The sequence below is a fragment of the Brevundimonas sp. MEB006b genome, assembly GCF_030209705.1.
GTDB lineage: Bacteria > Pseudomonadota > Alphaproteobacteria > Caulobacterales > Caulobacteraceae > Brevundimonas.
In genome coordinates this window covers 479,224-494,265 of sequence record NZ_JARVRL010000005.1, presented here as the reverse complement: position 1 = coordinate 494,265, position 15,042 = coordinate 479,224, and the positions used below count along the sequence as shown (strand labels likewise).

Annotated in this window: 12 protein-coding genes, 1 tRNA gene and 1 riboswitch; of the genes, 5 read left to right on the top strand and 8 right to left on the bottom strand. The window is 65.9% G+C overall.

The genetic code is table 11. The features are described from left to right. Positions 1-28: 28 nt before the first annotated feature. Positions 29-172: riboswitch (yybP-ykoY riboswitch) on the top strand. Positions 173-199: 27 nt separating this feature from the next. Next, positions 200-772, top strand: a complete 573-nt coding sequence (locus tag QRN13_RS08810; RefSeq protein WP_066551658.1) for a manganese efflux pump MntP — start codon at positions 200-202, stop codon at positions 770-772. 6 nt (positions 773-778) lie between these two features. Here QRN13_RS08810 and hutH read toward each other — a convergent pair whose 3' ends face one another. The 3 genes from hutH to hutG are packed head-to-tail and all read right to left on the bottom strand — an operon-like array spanning position 779 to position 4,791. Then, on the bottom strand, positions 779-2,308 hold the full coding sequence (gene hutH / locus QRN13_RS08805) for a histidine ammonia-lyase (protein ID WP_284877616.1): 1,530 nt from the start codon (positions 2,306-2,308) through the stop codon (positions 779-781). Between the two features lie 3 nt (positions 2,309-2,311). Then, positions 2,312-3,976: a urocanate hydratase gene (gene hutU / locus QRN13_RS08800; protein WP_284877615.1), complete on the bottom strand. Its 1,665-nt coding sequence runs from the start codon at positions 3,974-3,976 to the stop codon at positions 2,312-2,314. Then, positions 3,973-4,791 carry an N-formylglutamate deformylase gene (gene hutG / locus QRN13_RS08795; RefSeq protein WP_284877614.1) on the bottom strand — a complete coding sequence of 273 codons (819 nt, stop codon included), beginning with the start codon at positions 4,789-4,791 and terminating at the stop codon, positions 3,973-3,975. Before hutG ends, hutU begins: the two co-directional genes overlap by 4 nt. A gap of 77 nt (positions 4,792-4,868) precedes the next feature. On the opposite strand from hutG, the gene QRN13_RS08790 reads away from it, so the two are divergent. Genes QRN13_RS08790 through hutI form a run of 3 tightly spaced genes read left to right on the top strand, consistent with a single transcriptional unit; the run spans position 4,869 to position 8,169 of the window. Further along, on the top strand, positions 4,869-6,245 hold the full coding sequence (locus QRN13_RS08790; RefSeq protein ID WP_284877613.1) for a formimidoylglutamate deiminase: 1,377 nt from the start codon (positions 4,869-4,871) through the stop codon (positions 6,243-6,245). Then, entirely contained in the window at positions 6,242-6,967 is a 726-nt protein-coding gene (hutC, locus tag QRN13_RS08785; protein WP_284877612.1) for a histidine utilization transcriptional repressor HutC, read from the top strand. The genes QRN13_RS08790 and hutC overlap by 4 nt, the downstream gene beginning before the upstream one ends. Beyond that, on the top strand, positions 6,964-8,169 hold the full coding sequence (gene hutI, locus QRN13_RS08780; RefSeq protein WP_284877611.1) for an imidazolonepropionase: 1,206 nt from the start codon (positions 6,964-6,966) through the stop codon (positions 8,167-8,169). The genes hutC and hutI overlap by 4 nt, the downstream gene beginning before the upstream one ends. Here the strand turns inward: hutI and QRN13_RS08775 are convergent. Together QRN13_RS08775 and QRN13_RS08770 are read right to left on the bottom strand one after the other, a co-directional pair. Next, entirely contained in the window at positions 8,166-8,543 is a 378-nt protein-coding gene (locus QRN13_RS08775) for a response regulator (protein ID WP_091747160.1), read from the bottom strand. The genes hutI and QRN13_RS08775 overlap by 4 nt on opposite strands. After that, positions 8,540-10,036, bottom strand: coding sequence for a sensor histidine kinase (locus tag QRN13_RS08770; RefSeq protein ID WP_284877610.1), 1,497 nt, complete (start codon positions 10,034-10,036; stop codon positions 8,540-8,542). Before QRN13_RS08770 ends, QRN13_RS08775 begins: the two co-directional genes overlap by 4 nt. Before the next feature lie 131 nt (positions 10,037-10,167). On the opposite strand from QRN13_RS08770, the gene QRN13_RS08765 reads away from it, so the two are divergent. Then, positions 10,168-11,688, top strand: a complete 1,521-nt coding sequence (locus QRN13_RS08765; protein WP_284877609.1) for a carboxylesterase/lipase family protein — start codon at positions 10,168-10,170, stop codon at positions 11,686-11,688. Between the two features lie 9 nt (positions 11,689-11,697). On the opposite strand, the gene gor is transcribed toward QRN13_RS08765, so the two are convergent. From gor to QRN13_RS08750, 3 genes are all read right to left on the bottom strand, one after another. Further along, positions 11,698-13,080 (bottom strand): glutathione-disulfide reductase, encoded by a 1,383-nt coding sequence (gor, locus tag QRN13_RS08760; RefSeq protein WP_284877608.1) that lies wholly within the window; start codon positions 13,078-13,080, stop codon positions 11,698-11,700. A 108-nt stretch (positions 13,081-13,188) separates the two neighbouring features. After that, the gene (locus QRN13_RS08755) at positions 13,189-14,700 is read right to left on the bottom strand and encodes a tryptophan halogenase family protein (protein ID WP_284877607.1); all 1,512 of its coding nucleotides are present in this window, start codon (positions 14,698-14,700) and stop codon (positions 13,189-13,191) included. Between the two features lie 188 nt (positions 14,701-14,888). Further along, positions 14,889-14,964: transfer RNA gene (locus tag QRN13_RS08750), tRNA-Lys, on the bottom strand. Between the last annotated feature and the right edge of the window lie 78 nt (positions 14,965-15,042).

Genomic DNA, 15,042 nt, shown 5'->3' with positions numbered 1-15,042 from the left:
AGCGCGGCAAGCGGCGTGTAGAGAGCCGCCTCCTGTTGGGGAGTAGCTTCCGGCGTTCGTCGTCGGGATCGCGTCAACATACTCGCGCTTCGGCGCGTGGCGCGATCAGCGGAACCACCGCCTAGCGAGACCAGCGTGTCCTGACGCCGCGACCGGCCGGTTCAGGACCGCTGTCACGCGTCCGGTCGAGTGCTGTTTCATGACCCCAGGCGCCATCGCCATTCTCTCGCTCAGCATGTCCACGGACGCCTTTGCGGCCGCCGTAGGACGCGGGGCGTCGCATCGACCCGCCGTCAAGGACGCCGTCAAGGCCGGTCTGGTCTTCGGCGTGATCGAGGCGATCACCCCTCTGATCGGCTGGGGACTGGGCATCATCGCCGCCGGCCTGGTCGAGAAGGTGGATCACTGGATCGCCTTCACCCTGCTGCTGATCGTCGGCGGCAAGATGATCTGGGAAGGCGTTCAACCTCGCGGCGCGGACGAGGATGAGGCGCCGCGCCGGTCCGGCCCCTGGGCGCTCGTGGCGACGGCGGTCGGCACCAGCATCGACGCTGCGGCCGTCGGCGTGGGGCTGGCCTTCATCGGGGCCAATATCTGGGTGATCGCCGCCTCGATCGGCTTCACCACCTTCGTGTTGACCACCATCGGCATGCTGATCGGCAAGGCCGTTGGCACGCGCTTCGGCAAAACCGCAGAGATCATCGGCGGCGTGGCGCTGATCGGTCTGGGCACGGCCATCCTGCTGGAACACCTAGGTGTTCTCGGCGGCTGAGCCGGATCAGGCCGAAGGCAGCAGATCCGCCGCAAAGGGTCGGTAACGACCCGCGCGCACGGCGTCGGTCGCACGGGCGATGTCCGGGGCGAAATAGTGATCGCTGGCATAGGGGGCTGCGGCTTCTCGCACGATGGCGAAGACCTGTTCCAGCGCCGGCGAGCTGGTGAGCGGCCGATGGAACTCCAGTCCCTGCGCCGCCGCCAGAAGCTCGATACCGACCACTGTCGCCGTGTTCTCGGCCATGTCCAGCAGGCGGCGGGCGCCGTGGGTGGCCATGCTGACGTGATCTTCCTGATTGGCGCTGGTGGGCACGGTGTCCACGCTGCACGGATGAGCGACCATGCGGTTCTCGGCGATCAGGGCGGCAGCCGTCACCTGGGCGATCATGAAGCCGGAGTTCAGGCCGCTTTCCTTGACCAGGAAGGCGGGCAGTTCGCTCATCTTGGGATCGACCAGAATCGAGGTGCGACGTTCCGAAATATTGCCGATCTCGCACAGAGCCATGGCGATCTGATCGGCAGCGAAAGCAACGGGTTCGGCGTGGAAGTTTCCGCCCGAGATCACGTCGCCATCCTCGATGAAGACCAGCGGATTGTCGGTCACGGCGTTGGCTTCACGCGCCAGCGTGGCGGCGGCGCTGGTCAGCACATCGAGGACTGCGCCCATGACCTGGGGCTGGCAGCGCAGGGAGTAGGGGTCCTGGACCTTGGTGCAGTCGTCGCGGTGACTGTCGCGGATGGCGGAGCCGGCCATCAACTCGCGCAGGCGGGCGGCGACGGCGATCTGGCCCGGTTGGCCGCGCAGGGCGTGGATGCGATGATCGAAGGGGGCGTCGGAACCTTTCAGCGCATCGACCGACAAGGCTCCGGCGGCGATCCCGGCCGCGAACGCCGCCTCGGCCGCGAACAGACCGGCAAGGGCCAGCGCCGTCGAACACTGGGTGCCGTTCAGCAGGGCCAGACCTTCCTTCGGGCCCAGCGTCAGAGGCGTAAGGCCGACCTTCGCCAGAGCGGCTTCGGCCTCCAAGGTCTCGCCGTTCAGCCGCGCCTCGCCCACGCCGATCAGGACACAGGACATATGGGCCAGGGGCGCCAGGTCGCCCGATGCGCCGACCGATCCCTTGGACGGAATGCTGGGCAGGATGTCAGCGTTGACCAGGGCGATCAGGGCCTCCAGCGTTTCGCGCCGAACGCCGGAGGCGCCGCGCGACAGACTGGCGATCTTCAGCACCATCAAAAGACGGGTTACCGCATCCGGCAGCAGCGGCCCGACTCCACAGGCGTGGCTGAGAACCAGATTACGCTGCAGCGTCTCCAGATCTTCAGGCGCGATGGAGGTGTTGGCCAGCAGACCGAAGCCGGTGTTGACGCCGTAGACGGTGCGCCCCTCGGCCACGATGGCGGCGATGGTCGCTGCGCCCTTGTCAACATCGGCCCAGGCGTCGGGCGTCAGTGAAACGGTAGCGGGGCCCTCCAGCACCGCACGAAGTTGCGCCAGGGTGAGAGGCGATTGGCCGAGGAAGATCGCGGTCATGGTTCAGGCCTTCAGGCTCGGAAGGTTCAGTTCGTGCTCGCGGGCGGCCGAACGGGCGATCTCATAGCCGGCGTCGGCGTGACGCATGACGCCCGTGGCGGGGTCATTCCACAGCACCCGCTCAAGCCGTTGGGCGGCCTCCGGGGTCCCGTCCGCGACGATGACGACGCCCGAATGCTGGGAATAGCCCATGCCGACGCCGCCGCCGTGGTGCAGCGACACCCAGCTGGCGCCCGAGGCCGTGTTCAACAGGGCGTTTAGCAGAGGCCAATCGGAGACCGCGTCAGACCCGTCCAACATGGCCTCGGTCTCGCGGTTCGGGCTGGCCACCGAACCGCTGTCCAGGTGATCGCGGCCGATGACGATCGGCCCCGACAGTTCGCCCGACGCCACCTTGTCGTTGAACATCAGGCCGGCGCGGTGGCGATCACCCAATCCGATCCAGCAGATGCGGGCCGGAAGGCCTTGAAAAGCAATGCGCTCGCCCGCCATGTCGAGCCAGCGATGCAGACCCGCGTTGTCGGGAAACAGGCGCTTCATGGCCGCGTCTGTTTTTCTGATATCTTCCGGATCGCCGGTCAGGGCCGCCCAGCGGAACGGACCAATCCCCCGACAGAACAGCGGGCGGATGTAGGCGGGCACGAAGCCGGGGAAGTCGAAGGCGTTGGAGACGCCCGCGTCGAAGGCGACCTGACGGATGTTGTTGCCGTAGTCGGTGGTCGGCACGCCCATTGCCTGGAAGTCCAGCATGGCCTTCACATGAGCGACGATGGAGGCCCGTGCAGCGGCGGCGACGCTGTTTGGATCGCTGACTCGCTTGTCTTCCCACTCCGCGACGGTCCAGCCCGAGGGGAGGTAGCCGTTGATCAGATCGTGCGCGCTGGTCTGGTCGGTGACGAGATCGGGCCGCACGCCGCGGCGAACCATTTCAGGCAACAGATCGGCTGCATTGCCCAACAGGCCGATCGACAACGGCTTCTTGTCCCGGAACGATTGCTCCAGCAACGCCAGGGCTTGGTCCAGGTTTTCGGCCATGACGTCGACGTAGCGCGTCCGCAGACGGAACTCGATGCGGCTGCGTTGGCATTCGATCGTGATGCAGGAAGCACCGGCCATTGTCGCGGCCAGGGGCTGGGCCCCGCCCATTCCGCCGAGACCCGCGGTCAGGATCCATTTGCCCGACCAGTCGCCGCCGTAGTGCTGGCGGCCCGCCTCCATGAAGGTCTCGTAGGTGCCCTGAACGATGCCCTGGGTGCCGATGTAGATCCAAGACCCGGCAGTCATCTGGCCATACATGGCCAGGCCCTTGCGATCGAGTTCGTTGAAATGCTCCCAGGTCGCCCACTTTGGCACCAGGTTGGAGTTGGCGATCAGCACGCGCGGGGCGTCGGAATGGGTGCGGAAGACGCCGACCGGCTTGCCGGATTGAACCAGCAGGGTCTCGTCGGCCTCCAGCGCCTGCAGGCTTTCCACGATTCTGTCGAACGCCGCCCAATCCCGCGCCGCCTTGCCGATGCCGCCATAGACGACGAGGTCCTGGGGCCGCTCGGCGACCTCGGGGTCCAGGTTGTTCATCAGCATCCGCATGGCCGCTTCGGCGGCCCAGGTCTTGGCGGTCTTTTCCGGGCCGCGCGGGCTGCGGACGATCCGGGCGTTGGGCGTGTTCATCGTTGGCTCTCGGCGAAGGCGATGCAGGCGGTCAGGACGCGGCGCAGATGGCCGCGCATCGGCTCGGCGCGGTCCGGCTCATAGGGGCTGGGCCAGTTTTCTGGCGACACCGGTCCGGCGGGATCGAGAATGTAGCCCCGGTCCGCCAACTCCATTTGAATGGCGTGAACACCTGCGTCGGGTTGGCCGTAGTGGCGCGTGGTCCAGCCGCCCTTGAAGCGGCCGTTGACGACGACACTGTCGCCGCTGATCACACAGGCTTTTTCGACAGCCTGCGTCAGCTCGCCGGCGCAGGTGGCGCCGTCGTTGTCGCCGATGTTGAACTGAGGCAGTTCGCCCTCGAAAAGGCGCGGCACGACGGACCGGATGGAATGGGCGTCGTAGAGCACGACCGGACCTCGGCTGCGCAGTCGCTCTAGCTGGGCTTGCAGGGCGGCGTGATAGGGATCGAACCAAGTCGCGCGTCGCTCGGCGATTTCGGCCGCGTCGGGTTCTTGGTCTGGGCGATACAGCGGCTCGCCGTCGAAGGTTTCGGTCGGACACAGGCCGGTCGTGGTCATGCCGGGATAGAGTGAGACGCCCGACGGATCGCGATTCACGTCGATGACACTGCGCGACACGCCCGTTCGCACCAGGGTCGCGCCCATGTCGATCGCGAAGTCGTACAGCCGATCCACCCACCAGTCTGCGTCCTTGCGGGCCAGCCAAGATGAGGTCATCCGCGCCTCGACGGCGGGCGGAATGTCGGTCCCCGTGTGCGGCAGGCCGATCACCAGCGGCGCCGTGCCTTCGTGGATGGTCAGCCAGTCCTGCATCCGTTCGGCCTCCCTCGCCAAATCGATCCATCGTGGTATGTCTAGACATATTGATCGCAACCGCACGGACCTGTCCAGTGACCCTTCAGCCGCAGCCTGTGGATCGCACCCTCTGGTTCGACGCGGCCCTCTTGCCGGAGGGATGGGCGCAAGATGTGCGGATCGGCGTGGCTGGCGGACGGATTGTCAGTCTGGACAAAGAAGTTGCGCGCAGCCCGGCTGACGAAGGGGGCGGTGTCGCCCTGCCGGGCGTCGCCAATGTTCACAGCCACGCCTTTCAGCGCGCCATGGCGGGCCTGACCGAGGCGAGGGGACCTTCGGATGACGACTTCTGGACGTGGCGCGAGTTAATGTACCGCTTCCTTGATCGGGGCGGGCCGGAAGAGATCGAGGCCATCACCGCCCTGGCCTTCATGGAAATGCTGGAGGGCGGCTTCACCCGCGTCGCCGAGTTCCACTATCTGCACAATGACCCGTCGGGCGCGGCCTATTCGGACCGGGCCGAGATCGCTGCGCGGATCACAGCGGCGGCGCAGGCGACGGGCATCGCCCTGACCCTGCTGCCGGTTTTCTACGCCCATGCCGGGTTCGGCGTACAGCCGCCGGCGCATGGACAGCGGCGTTTCATCAACGATCTGAACGGATTCGCCGATCTGGTCGCGCGATGCCGGACCCTGACCGCCGATCTGTCCGACGCCGTGGTCGGGGTCGCGCCGCACAGCCTGCGCGCCGTCAGTCCGGAAGAGTTGGCGGCCATGCCTGCGCTGGCGGGCGACGGGCCGATCCATATCCATGTCGCGGAACAGACCAAGGAAGTCGCGGACTGCCTGGCCTGGTCGGGGGCGCGGCCGGTCGAATGGTTGCTTAACAATGCGCCGGTCGATCCGCGCTGGTGCCTGATCCACTCCACCCACGTGACCGAGGCCGAATGGCGTGGCTTGGTCGAACGCGGCGCCGTCGTCGGCCTGTGCCCGATCACAGAGGCCAATCTGGGGGACGGTGTCTTTCCGGCGGCCGAGTTCACACGGACTGGCGGGCGGTTCGGCATCGGCACGGATTCCAACGTCCAGATCGGCGTGGCCGAAGAACTGCGGATGCTGGAATACAGCCAGCGTCTGGCGCTGCGCGGCCGTGCGGTCATGGCGGACCTCCAGCGCTCGACGGGCTGCGCTCTGTTCGAGCGCGCATTGGCGGGCGGCGCCCAGGCCACCGGCGCCGCATCGGGTCTGAGCGTCGGCGCGTCGGCGGACATCGTGTCGCTAGATACGAGCGGCGTCGCCTTCGCCGGACGATCAGGCGATGCGGTGCTCGACAGTTGGATCTTCGGCGCTCCGACGGGCTCGATTTCGTCAGTCTGGCGCGCGGGGCGCGAGGTCGTGAAGGACGGCCGCCATATCGCGCGCGACGCGATCGAGGCGCGCTATCGCAAGGCGCTGGCGACGGTGCTGGGGTGAGCCTGCATCGCCGCATTTACGCCGATCTGGAGGGGCGTATCCTGTCCGGCGACCTGTCGCCCGGCGACCGGATTCCGTTCGAGCATGAGCTGACCGAACGCTACGGCTGTTCGCGCATGACGGTGTCCAAGGCCATTTCCGAACTGGCGGGGCGGGGACTGGTGACGCGCCGTCGCCGCGCCGGCACCTTCGTCGCCCAGCCCAAGGCCCATGCCGCCGTCCTGGCCATTCCCGACCTGCGGGCGGAGGTGGTCGAGCGGGGGCAGGCTTACGGCTATGTCCTGCTGGAGCGGATCGAACGCGAGCCGGACGGTGCGGACGAAATTGAACTGGCGTCGGGTGGTCTTCTGTTGGATCTGACCTGTCTGCACAGCGCCGACGGCGCGCCCCTGGCTTTGGAATATCGGCTCATCGCGCTCGGCGCGGCGCCTCAAGCCATAGACGTCGATTTTCGTACGGTTCCGCCGGGAAGCTGGCTCTTGGACTCCGCGCCCTGGACCGAGGCGGAGAACCGCATCTCGGCCATCGCGGCCGACGCCCGCGCTGCACGCCTGTTGGAACTCAAGCCCGGCGCCGCCTGCCTGTGCGTCGAGCGGCGGACGTGGCGGGACGGGCAGGGGGTGACGCGGGTCTGGCAGACCTTCCCCGGCGACCGCTACGATCTGGTCGCGCGTTTCTCGTCAGCCCATTCACCCGTTTTGGCCAAGGAGCCTCGCCGATGAAGGCCGATCGTCTGCTGATCGATTGCCATGTAGCCACCATGGTCGAGGGAGCGGTCCCTTATGGCGCGATTCAGGACGCCGCCGTGGTCGTCGCCGATGGCCGCATCGCCTGGGTGGGACCGCGCGCTGACCTGCCGCCCGTAGAGGCGGCTGAAACCGAGCGGCTGGAGGGGCGATGGATCACGCCTGGCCTGATCGACTGCCACACCCATCTGGTGTTCGGCGGAGACCGTTCTGCCGAGTTCGAACAGCGGCTCGGCGGCGCGACCTATGAGGAAATCGCACGCGCCGGCGGGGGCATCGTCTCCTCGGTCAAGGCTACGCGGGCGGCGTCTGAGGACGACCTGTTCGCTTCCGCCATGACGCGTCTGGCGGGGCTGATGGCCACAGGGGTCACCACCGTCGAGATCAAGTCCGGCTATGGGTTGGACCTTGAGACCGAGCTGAAGATGCTGCGCGTCGCACGCAGGATCGGGCGCGAGGGCGGCGTGCGTGTCTGTACCAGCTATCTGGGCCTGCATGCCGTGCCGCCTGAATATCGCGACGACCGGGCCGCCTATGTAGGCTTGGCCATCGACCACATCCTGCCCGCCGCCCATGCCGAAGGTCTGGTCGACGCGGTCGACGCCTACTGCGAGCCCATTGCCTTCTCGACCGAAGAAGTGTCGCGTCTTTTCGACAAGGCGCGCGCGCTGGGGCTACCGGTCAAGCTGCACGCCGACCAGTTGTCGAACGGCGGTGGTGCTGCCCTAGCGGCGCGCTATCAGGCTCTGTCCGCCGATCACATCGAACATGCGACCGAGGAAGGCGTCGCCGCCATGGCCGCCGCCGGCGTGGTCGCCGTCCTTTTGCCCGGCGCCTATCTGATGCTGCGCGAGACCCAGGCGCCGCCCATCGATCGACTGCGCCGGCACGGCGTGCCAATGGCCGTCGCCACCGACTGCAACCCCGGCACCTCTCCCATCGCTTCCATGACCGCCGCGCTCAACCTCGCCTGCGTGCAGTTCCGTCTGACGCCGGAAGAGGCTTTGGCCGGCGCAACGCGGGAGGCGGCGCGGGCGCTGGGTCTGTTGGGTGAGATCGGGACTGTCGAAGTCGGTAAGGCGGCCGACCTTGTGATCTGGGATATCTTACGACCGGCCGAGCTTAGCTACTGGTTGGGCAGGCCCTTGCTTTACTACAGTGCTAAAGTAGGTCTTTAAACTTCGGCGACGCCCATGGCCTTCATCAGGGCGTCGCGGATGGCGGCTTCAGTGAAGGGCTTTTGGATCGTGGGCTGGCCGCGCCATTCGTCGGGCAAACCGCCTTCGCCGTAGCCGGTTGAAAAGACGAACGGCACGCCGCGTTCCTTCAACGCCTCGGCGACGGGAAAAACCTGACGGCCGGCGACGTTCACGTCCAGCAAGGCGGCGTCGAGATTTTCCGTGTCCCGGGCCAGTCTTTGACCGTCGTCCACATTGGAGGCGGGACCGATCGGCACGCATTCCATGTCTTCCAGAATCGTTTCCAGAAGCATGGCGACGAGCGACTCATCTTCGACCACGAGGACACGGCGACCGGTCAGAGGTTGAGTCATTGTGCGGCCGTCCTGTCCAGTGGAACCGTCAGTTCCGCGATCAATCCGTCAGGGGCGTAGACCAGATCGATCTCGCCCGCCAGATCATGTCGAATGTTTCGTTCAATCAAACGGCTACCGAAGCCTCTTCTGTCCGGAACCGCAACTTTCGGCCCGCCGATTTCGCGCCAGCTCAGCTTCAGTTTCCGGTCGCGCTGATCCGCCAAACCCCAGTCGATGAGGATACGACCGTCCGGCGTATGCAGGGCGCCGTATTTGGCGGCATTCGTCGCAAGCTCGTGGAAGATCATGCCCAGAGACAGGACGACGGCGGGCTCCAGCGACACCGGCGGGCCATTCAGGCTTATTCGGGTCGGCCCGTAGGCTTCAGTCTCGTGCTCCAAAATGGCGCGCAGGTCTGCGCCCTCCCAATGGCTTTGCGTCAGCAGATTGTGGGTGTGCGACAGCGCCATGATCCGGGACTGGAAGGTCTCGGCGAAGCTGGCCGGGTCGGTGTTGGAACGGGCCGTCTGGATGGCGATGGATTGGACCGTCGCGAGGGTGTTCTTCACGCGGTGGTTCAGTTCGTCGATCATCAGCTTCTGACGCTGCGCGGCCAGGACGTTTTCGGTGATGTCGTGGCCCTGAACGAAGATGCCGACGACCGCGCCTGAGTCGTCGCGGATCGGTTGATAGATGAAGTTGAGATAGACGGTTTCGAGCAGCCCGTCGGGCTTGCGCTGCAGTTGGGCCGCGCTTTCGCGGCCTTCATAGGGTTCGCCTGTGGCGAAGACGCTATCGAGAAACTCGTAGAAGCCTTGGCCTTCCAGTTCCGGCAGGGCCTGCCTGACGGGCTTTCCGGCGATATCCCTGTGACCGATGAGTTGGCTGTAGGCGTCGTTATGCATCTGGAACCGGTGATCCGGCCCGGACAGGATGGCGACGAAGCCGGGCGCCTGCATGAACATTTCAACGAGACGATTGCGCTCGGTCTCGAGGCGACGATTGTCCTCCTGCACCGACTGAGCGCGACGCAGGACCGAGCCGCCGACGATGGCGTCCAGCGCGGTGGTCGGCTCATCCGGGCGGATGACGGGCGCCAGGTCCGTCACATCCGTGGTGTGCTGAAGCAGCATGACCACTTCGCCGTCGGCGTTCAAGATGGGCGTATGGGTGGCGCTCCACAGACGTTCCTCAAAACCCTCGGTGCCGTCAGCTAGCACTCGAGGCATCGAAAAGCGCACCACGGCGAGATGATCGCGTTGACGTGTGTCTCGCGCCTTTTCAAGCGAGGCGCGCACCTGTCTAACATTCTCAGGGGCATCGGATCCGGGGCCGGAGTCAAAGGCGGCAAAGAGAGGCTGACCCAGCACATCGCTGCGCTTGGCTCCGGTCACATCCATATAGGCCTGGTTGACCTCGGCGATGCGTAGGTCAGGCGTAATCAGCACGTATGGATTGGGGGAGGCTTCAAAAGCCGCGCCCAGATCGACGGTCAGGTCGCTTGATTTCACTGTTTCGTTCAACGCCTACCCCGCACAGCTTGGCGATAACGCGCCATATCGAAATCGGTTCTCTCGTCGCGTGTCGTGAACTGTGATCGTAAGATTATTGGCGCGCCGCCGTAATTTGCTAATCAGCGCGCATGACAATCGCCGGCGTTTTCGCCACCCTCTCGCTCATGATGGCGCCCGCAGCCGACCAGCCCACCGTCCGCATTCCGCAGGGCGTCCTGAACGGACGCGCCGATGCCGAAGTGGCGGCGTTCAAGAATATTCCCTATGCCGCGCCGCCGACGGCCGAGCGGCGTTGGCGACCGCCCGGCCCCGCGCCGACCTGGCAGGGCCAGCGCGACGCCTCGGCCTATGGCCCGCTGTGCATTCAGGCGCCCCCGAATGGCGACCCTGGCGTCGGTCCCTTGCCGATGAGCGAGGATTGCCTGAACCTGAACGTCTGGCGGCCCATCAGCGCGGCTCAGCCCGCGCCGGTCATGGTCTGGATCCACGGCGGCGGCCTGGTGAACGGGTCGGGAACCGCGCCGCTGTATGATGGAACCAACCTGGCCAAGCGCGGCATGGTCGTGGTGACGCTGAACTATCGGCTGGGGCGGCTGGGCTTCTTCGATCATCCGGCGCTGGCGGCCGAGCGTCCGGCAGGCGAGGCGGCGGGGAATTACGGCCTGATGGACGTGACGGCGGCGCTGAAATGGGTGCGCGCCAATATCGCGGCCTTTGGCGGCGACCCCAACAACGTGACCATCTTCGGCGAATCGGCGGGCGGGGCGATCGTCACGCGGCTGATGATTTCTCCGCCGGCGCGCGGTCTGTTCGATCGGGCGATCGTTCAGTCCGGCCTGGGGCGGGAGTTGCAGACGCCGCTGGACCGCAAGGGCGCCTATGGCGCGCCTTCAGCGCGGGAGCGCGGCGAAGTCTGGGCCTACGGCGCGGGACTGCGAACGGCGGCGGATTTGCGCGCGGCGCCGGCCGATCTGTTCCTGACGCCGCCTCCGGTCTTCGCCAACGGCGACCTGACGCTGATCGACGGGCGAGTCGTGCTGTCCACCGTCGAGGCGGCGTTCAAGGCGGGGCGGCAGGCCCCGGTGCCCTTCATCATCGGCAGCAACAGCGCCGAGTTCTGGTGGATGCGGCCCACGGATCGCAACGGCTATGGTCAGATCGACGACGACATGACCTGGCTCGAGCGCGCCGACGCCGTCCAGGCCTATGGCGGGCTGGAGGCGTTCGACAAGCTGGCGATCACGGATCTGGTGTTCTCCGAGCCGGCCCGGATGCTGGCGCGGCTGCATGCCAAGGCGGGCCATCCGGCCTGGCTCTATCGGTTCGATATCTCGTCGCCGCAGAATCCCGAGCCGCATGGCGGCGCGACCCATGCGATCGAGCGGCCCTATGTGTTCGGCACGTTGAACACCCTGCCGTATCCGGTCGAGGATCGGGACCGGAAGGCGTCGGAGGCCATGATGGGCTATTGGACCGCATTCGCGCGCTCGGGCGATCCCAACGGCGTTGGGCGGCCGCGCTGGCCCGCGGCGACGCTGAGAGACACCCGGCTGATGAACTTCGTCAATCCGGGACCGACCGTGACGCCCGTGCCGTTCAGCGCGCGGCTGGACCTGCTGGAACGGTTCCGCGAGCGGCCCCGGCCCTGAGAGCGCGCGTCAGCCGGCGGAGGTCGCGCCCGACTGTTTTTCCTTCAGCGTGACCAGCTCTTCCGCCATGGTCGGGTGGACGGCGCAGGTGGCGTCCCACTGGGCCTTGGTCAGACCGGCCTTCACGGCGATGGCGGCCAGCTGGATCATCTCGGGGCTGTCGGGGCCAACGATGTGAACGCCGACCACGCGCTGGCTGTCGGCGTCGACCACCAGCTTCATCAGCACCCGCTCATCCGAGCCGGTGAAGGCGTATTTCATGGGCCGGAACCGGGTGACATAGACATCGACGCCGTTCGAGCAGGAGCGGCGGGCCTCCGCCTCGCTGAGGCCCACGACCCCGACCGGCGGCTGACTGAAGACGGCAGTGGCCACGGCCTCGTAGTCGAAATGCTGGGGATTGTCGCGATAAACGGTCTGATGGAAGGCGACGGCTTCGCGGATGGCGACGGGCGTCAGGTTCATCCTGTCGGTGACGTCGCCGATGGCCCAGATATTGTCGGCCGTCGTCCTCGAATGGGGATCGACCTTGATGGCGCCCGCTTCATTCAGCTCGACGCCTGCGCTCTCCAGCCCCAGATCCTTGACGTAAGGAATGCGGCCGGTGGCAAACATAACGACGTCCGTCTCCAGCTTCATCCCGTTTTCGAGGTGGTTGACCAAGCCGGTGTCGGTCTTTTCGATCTTCTCGTGCTGGCATCCCAGAATGACCTTGATGCCGCGCTTTTCGATCTCTCCGGCCAGGTGCGCGCGCACATCGTCGTCGAAGCCGCGCAGGATGTTGGGGCCGCGATAGATCAGGGTCGTCTCCACGCCTAGGCCCGCGAAGATGCCGGCGAACTCCACCGCGATATAGCCGCCGCCTGCGATCAGGATGCGCTTAGGGAGTTCCGGAAGGTGGAAGGCTTCTTCGGACGTGATCGCGTGCTCGATCCCCGGCATTTCGTCCGGCTTCCAAGGACGGCCGCCCGTGGCGATCAGGATCTTCTCGGCGGTGATGGTGCGATCCTTGCCGACGATCTCGACCGTGTGGGCGTCTTTCAGGACCGCCCGCCCGTGGACCAGTTCGACCCCGGCCTTGCCCAGATTGGCGGCATAGATGCCGGACAGGCGCGCGATCTCGACGTCCTTGGCTTCAAGGAAGGTCGGCCAGTCGAACTTCGCATTGTCGAACGACCAGCCGTAACCCTCGGCGATCTCGAGCGCGTGGCTGACCTCGGACGCCATGACCATGAACTTCTTGGGCACACAGCCACGAATGACGCAGGTGCCGCCGACCCGATATTCCTCGGCGACCGCGACCTTCTTGCCGTCCAGCGCCGTCAGCCGCGCCGCTCGCACCCCGCCCGAACCGGCGCCGATGACGAAGAGGTCGTAGTCGTAGTCGGCCATAGGTCGGATTCCGTTCAGCGGCAGGCATCGGCATTTAAGCCACGCCGCGCGAAATCCAAGAGCTCAACGGTCTGTTCAGACCTAATCAGGTTGGTCGTGTCGAGTCGTTCAGTTGATCCGCGGCGCCTTGCAGTTGGCGGCGATAAAGGCCTCGTGGGTCGGCATCCGCGCCACACCCTGCTGGATCATCGCCTTCATCTTCTGCAACCATTGCTGGACCTGCTCCAGAGGGATGGTCTCCGTGATCGGATCATGCCGCTCGGGGATGACGCCTTGGCCGAGCAGCACGGCGATCCAGCTCGTCTCCTGAAACAGCTCGTCCTCATAGCGGAAGATGCGGCCCCGGCTGCGGAACTGGTCCATCTTCTGCTTCAGCGTCTCGGGAATCGGCATGGCCCGCACGTGGCGCCACAGGGGCGAGTCGTCGCGCGCCGTTGCGTGATAGTGCAGGATGATGAAGTCGCGGATGCGCTCGGTCTCCAGCCGCATCATGCGGTTGTAGTTGTCGATATCGGCCTGGGCGAAGCCAGTGTCGGGGAAGTGCAGCAGCAGTTTGGATATGCCTGACTGCACCAGATGGATGCTGGTCGACTCCAGCGGTTCCAGGAAACCCGACGCCAGGCCCAAGGCCAGACAGTTCTTGTTCCAGGTCTTCTTTCGGCGACCGGTGGTGAACCGCAGGAAGTTGGGTTCAGCCATCGCCTCGCCGTCCAGGGAGGCGCGCAGCTTGGCCTGGGCCTCGTCGTCCGAGATGAAGGGGCTGCAATAGACATAGCCGTTGCCGGTGCGGTGCTGCAGCGGAATGCGCCAGCGCCACCCCGCTTCAAGGGCCGTCGATTGGGTGTAGGGCGTCGGATCGCCGACGCGGGTGCAGGGCATGGCCACCGCACGGTCGGCGGGCAGCCAGTGGGTCCAGTCCTCGTAGCCCGTCTTCAGCGCCCCTTCGATCAGCAGGCCGCGGAAGCCCGAACAGTCGATGAAGAAGTCCGCCTCCAGCTCGCGGCCGTCGTCCAACCGCACCGACTGAATGAAGCCGTCGCCGTCGCGCAGGCGCACGTCGGCGATCTTGCCCTCATGACGCACGACGCCTTGCGACTCGGCGCGCTGGCGGAGGAACTTGGCGTACAGGCCGGCGTCGAAATGGAAGGCGTAGGTCATCTGCGAGCCGGCGCCGCGCGGGTCGGTGTCAGGCCGGGTGAACCGGCCCATGCGCGCCGCCATCGTCGTGACGGAATAGGCGTCCAGGTCGTCGTCCAGCCCCGCCTTGTTCAGCCTTAGCCAATATTGGTGGAAGGAGGCGGCGTCGATGCGCGTGCCATAGGTTCCGAACGGGTGGAAATAGCTCCGGCCCTTCTGGAACCAGTCGTTGAACTGAATACCCAGCTTGTAGGTGGCTTGGGTGGCGCGGACAAACTCGTTCTCGTCGATGCCCAGCAACTGGTTGAACAGCAGGATCGGCGGAATGGTGGCCTCGCCGACGCCGACCGTGCCGATAACCTCGGACTCGACCAGTTCGATCTTCACCGTGCCGCGCGTGACGTGCGCCAGCGCGGCGGCGGCCATCCAGCCGGCCGTGCCGCCCCCGACGATCAGAATGCGTTTCAGCGGAGCAGGAGTCATCGGGCGTAACCGGTGAAGGTGGTGGAGTGGTCGGGCAGGGCGGCGGCCGCCCGTGCGATCAGTTGCGCGAACTGCCGCGCTTGTCGATCCTGGTTCTCTGACGGGCCGATACAAACCGGCGAAAAACGCGATCTAGCCTCGCAGTAAAGCCAGCCAGCCGTGTATCCATACATTCTGAAGAAAGACGATGGTGGGTGATGTAGGGTTCGAACCTACGACCCGCTGATTAAGAGTCAGCTGCTCTACCAACTGAGCTAATCACCCGACCGATCGTCTGCGTCTTCGGGGGGGCGAGGCCTTGCCGAAGGGCGCTCCTACTACCCAGCGGTTCGGGGGTTGGCA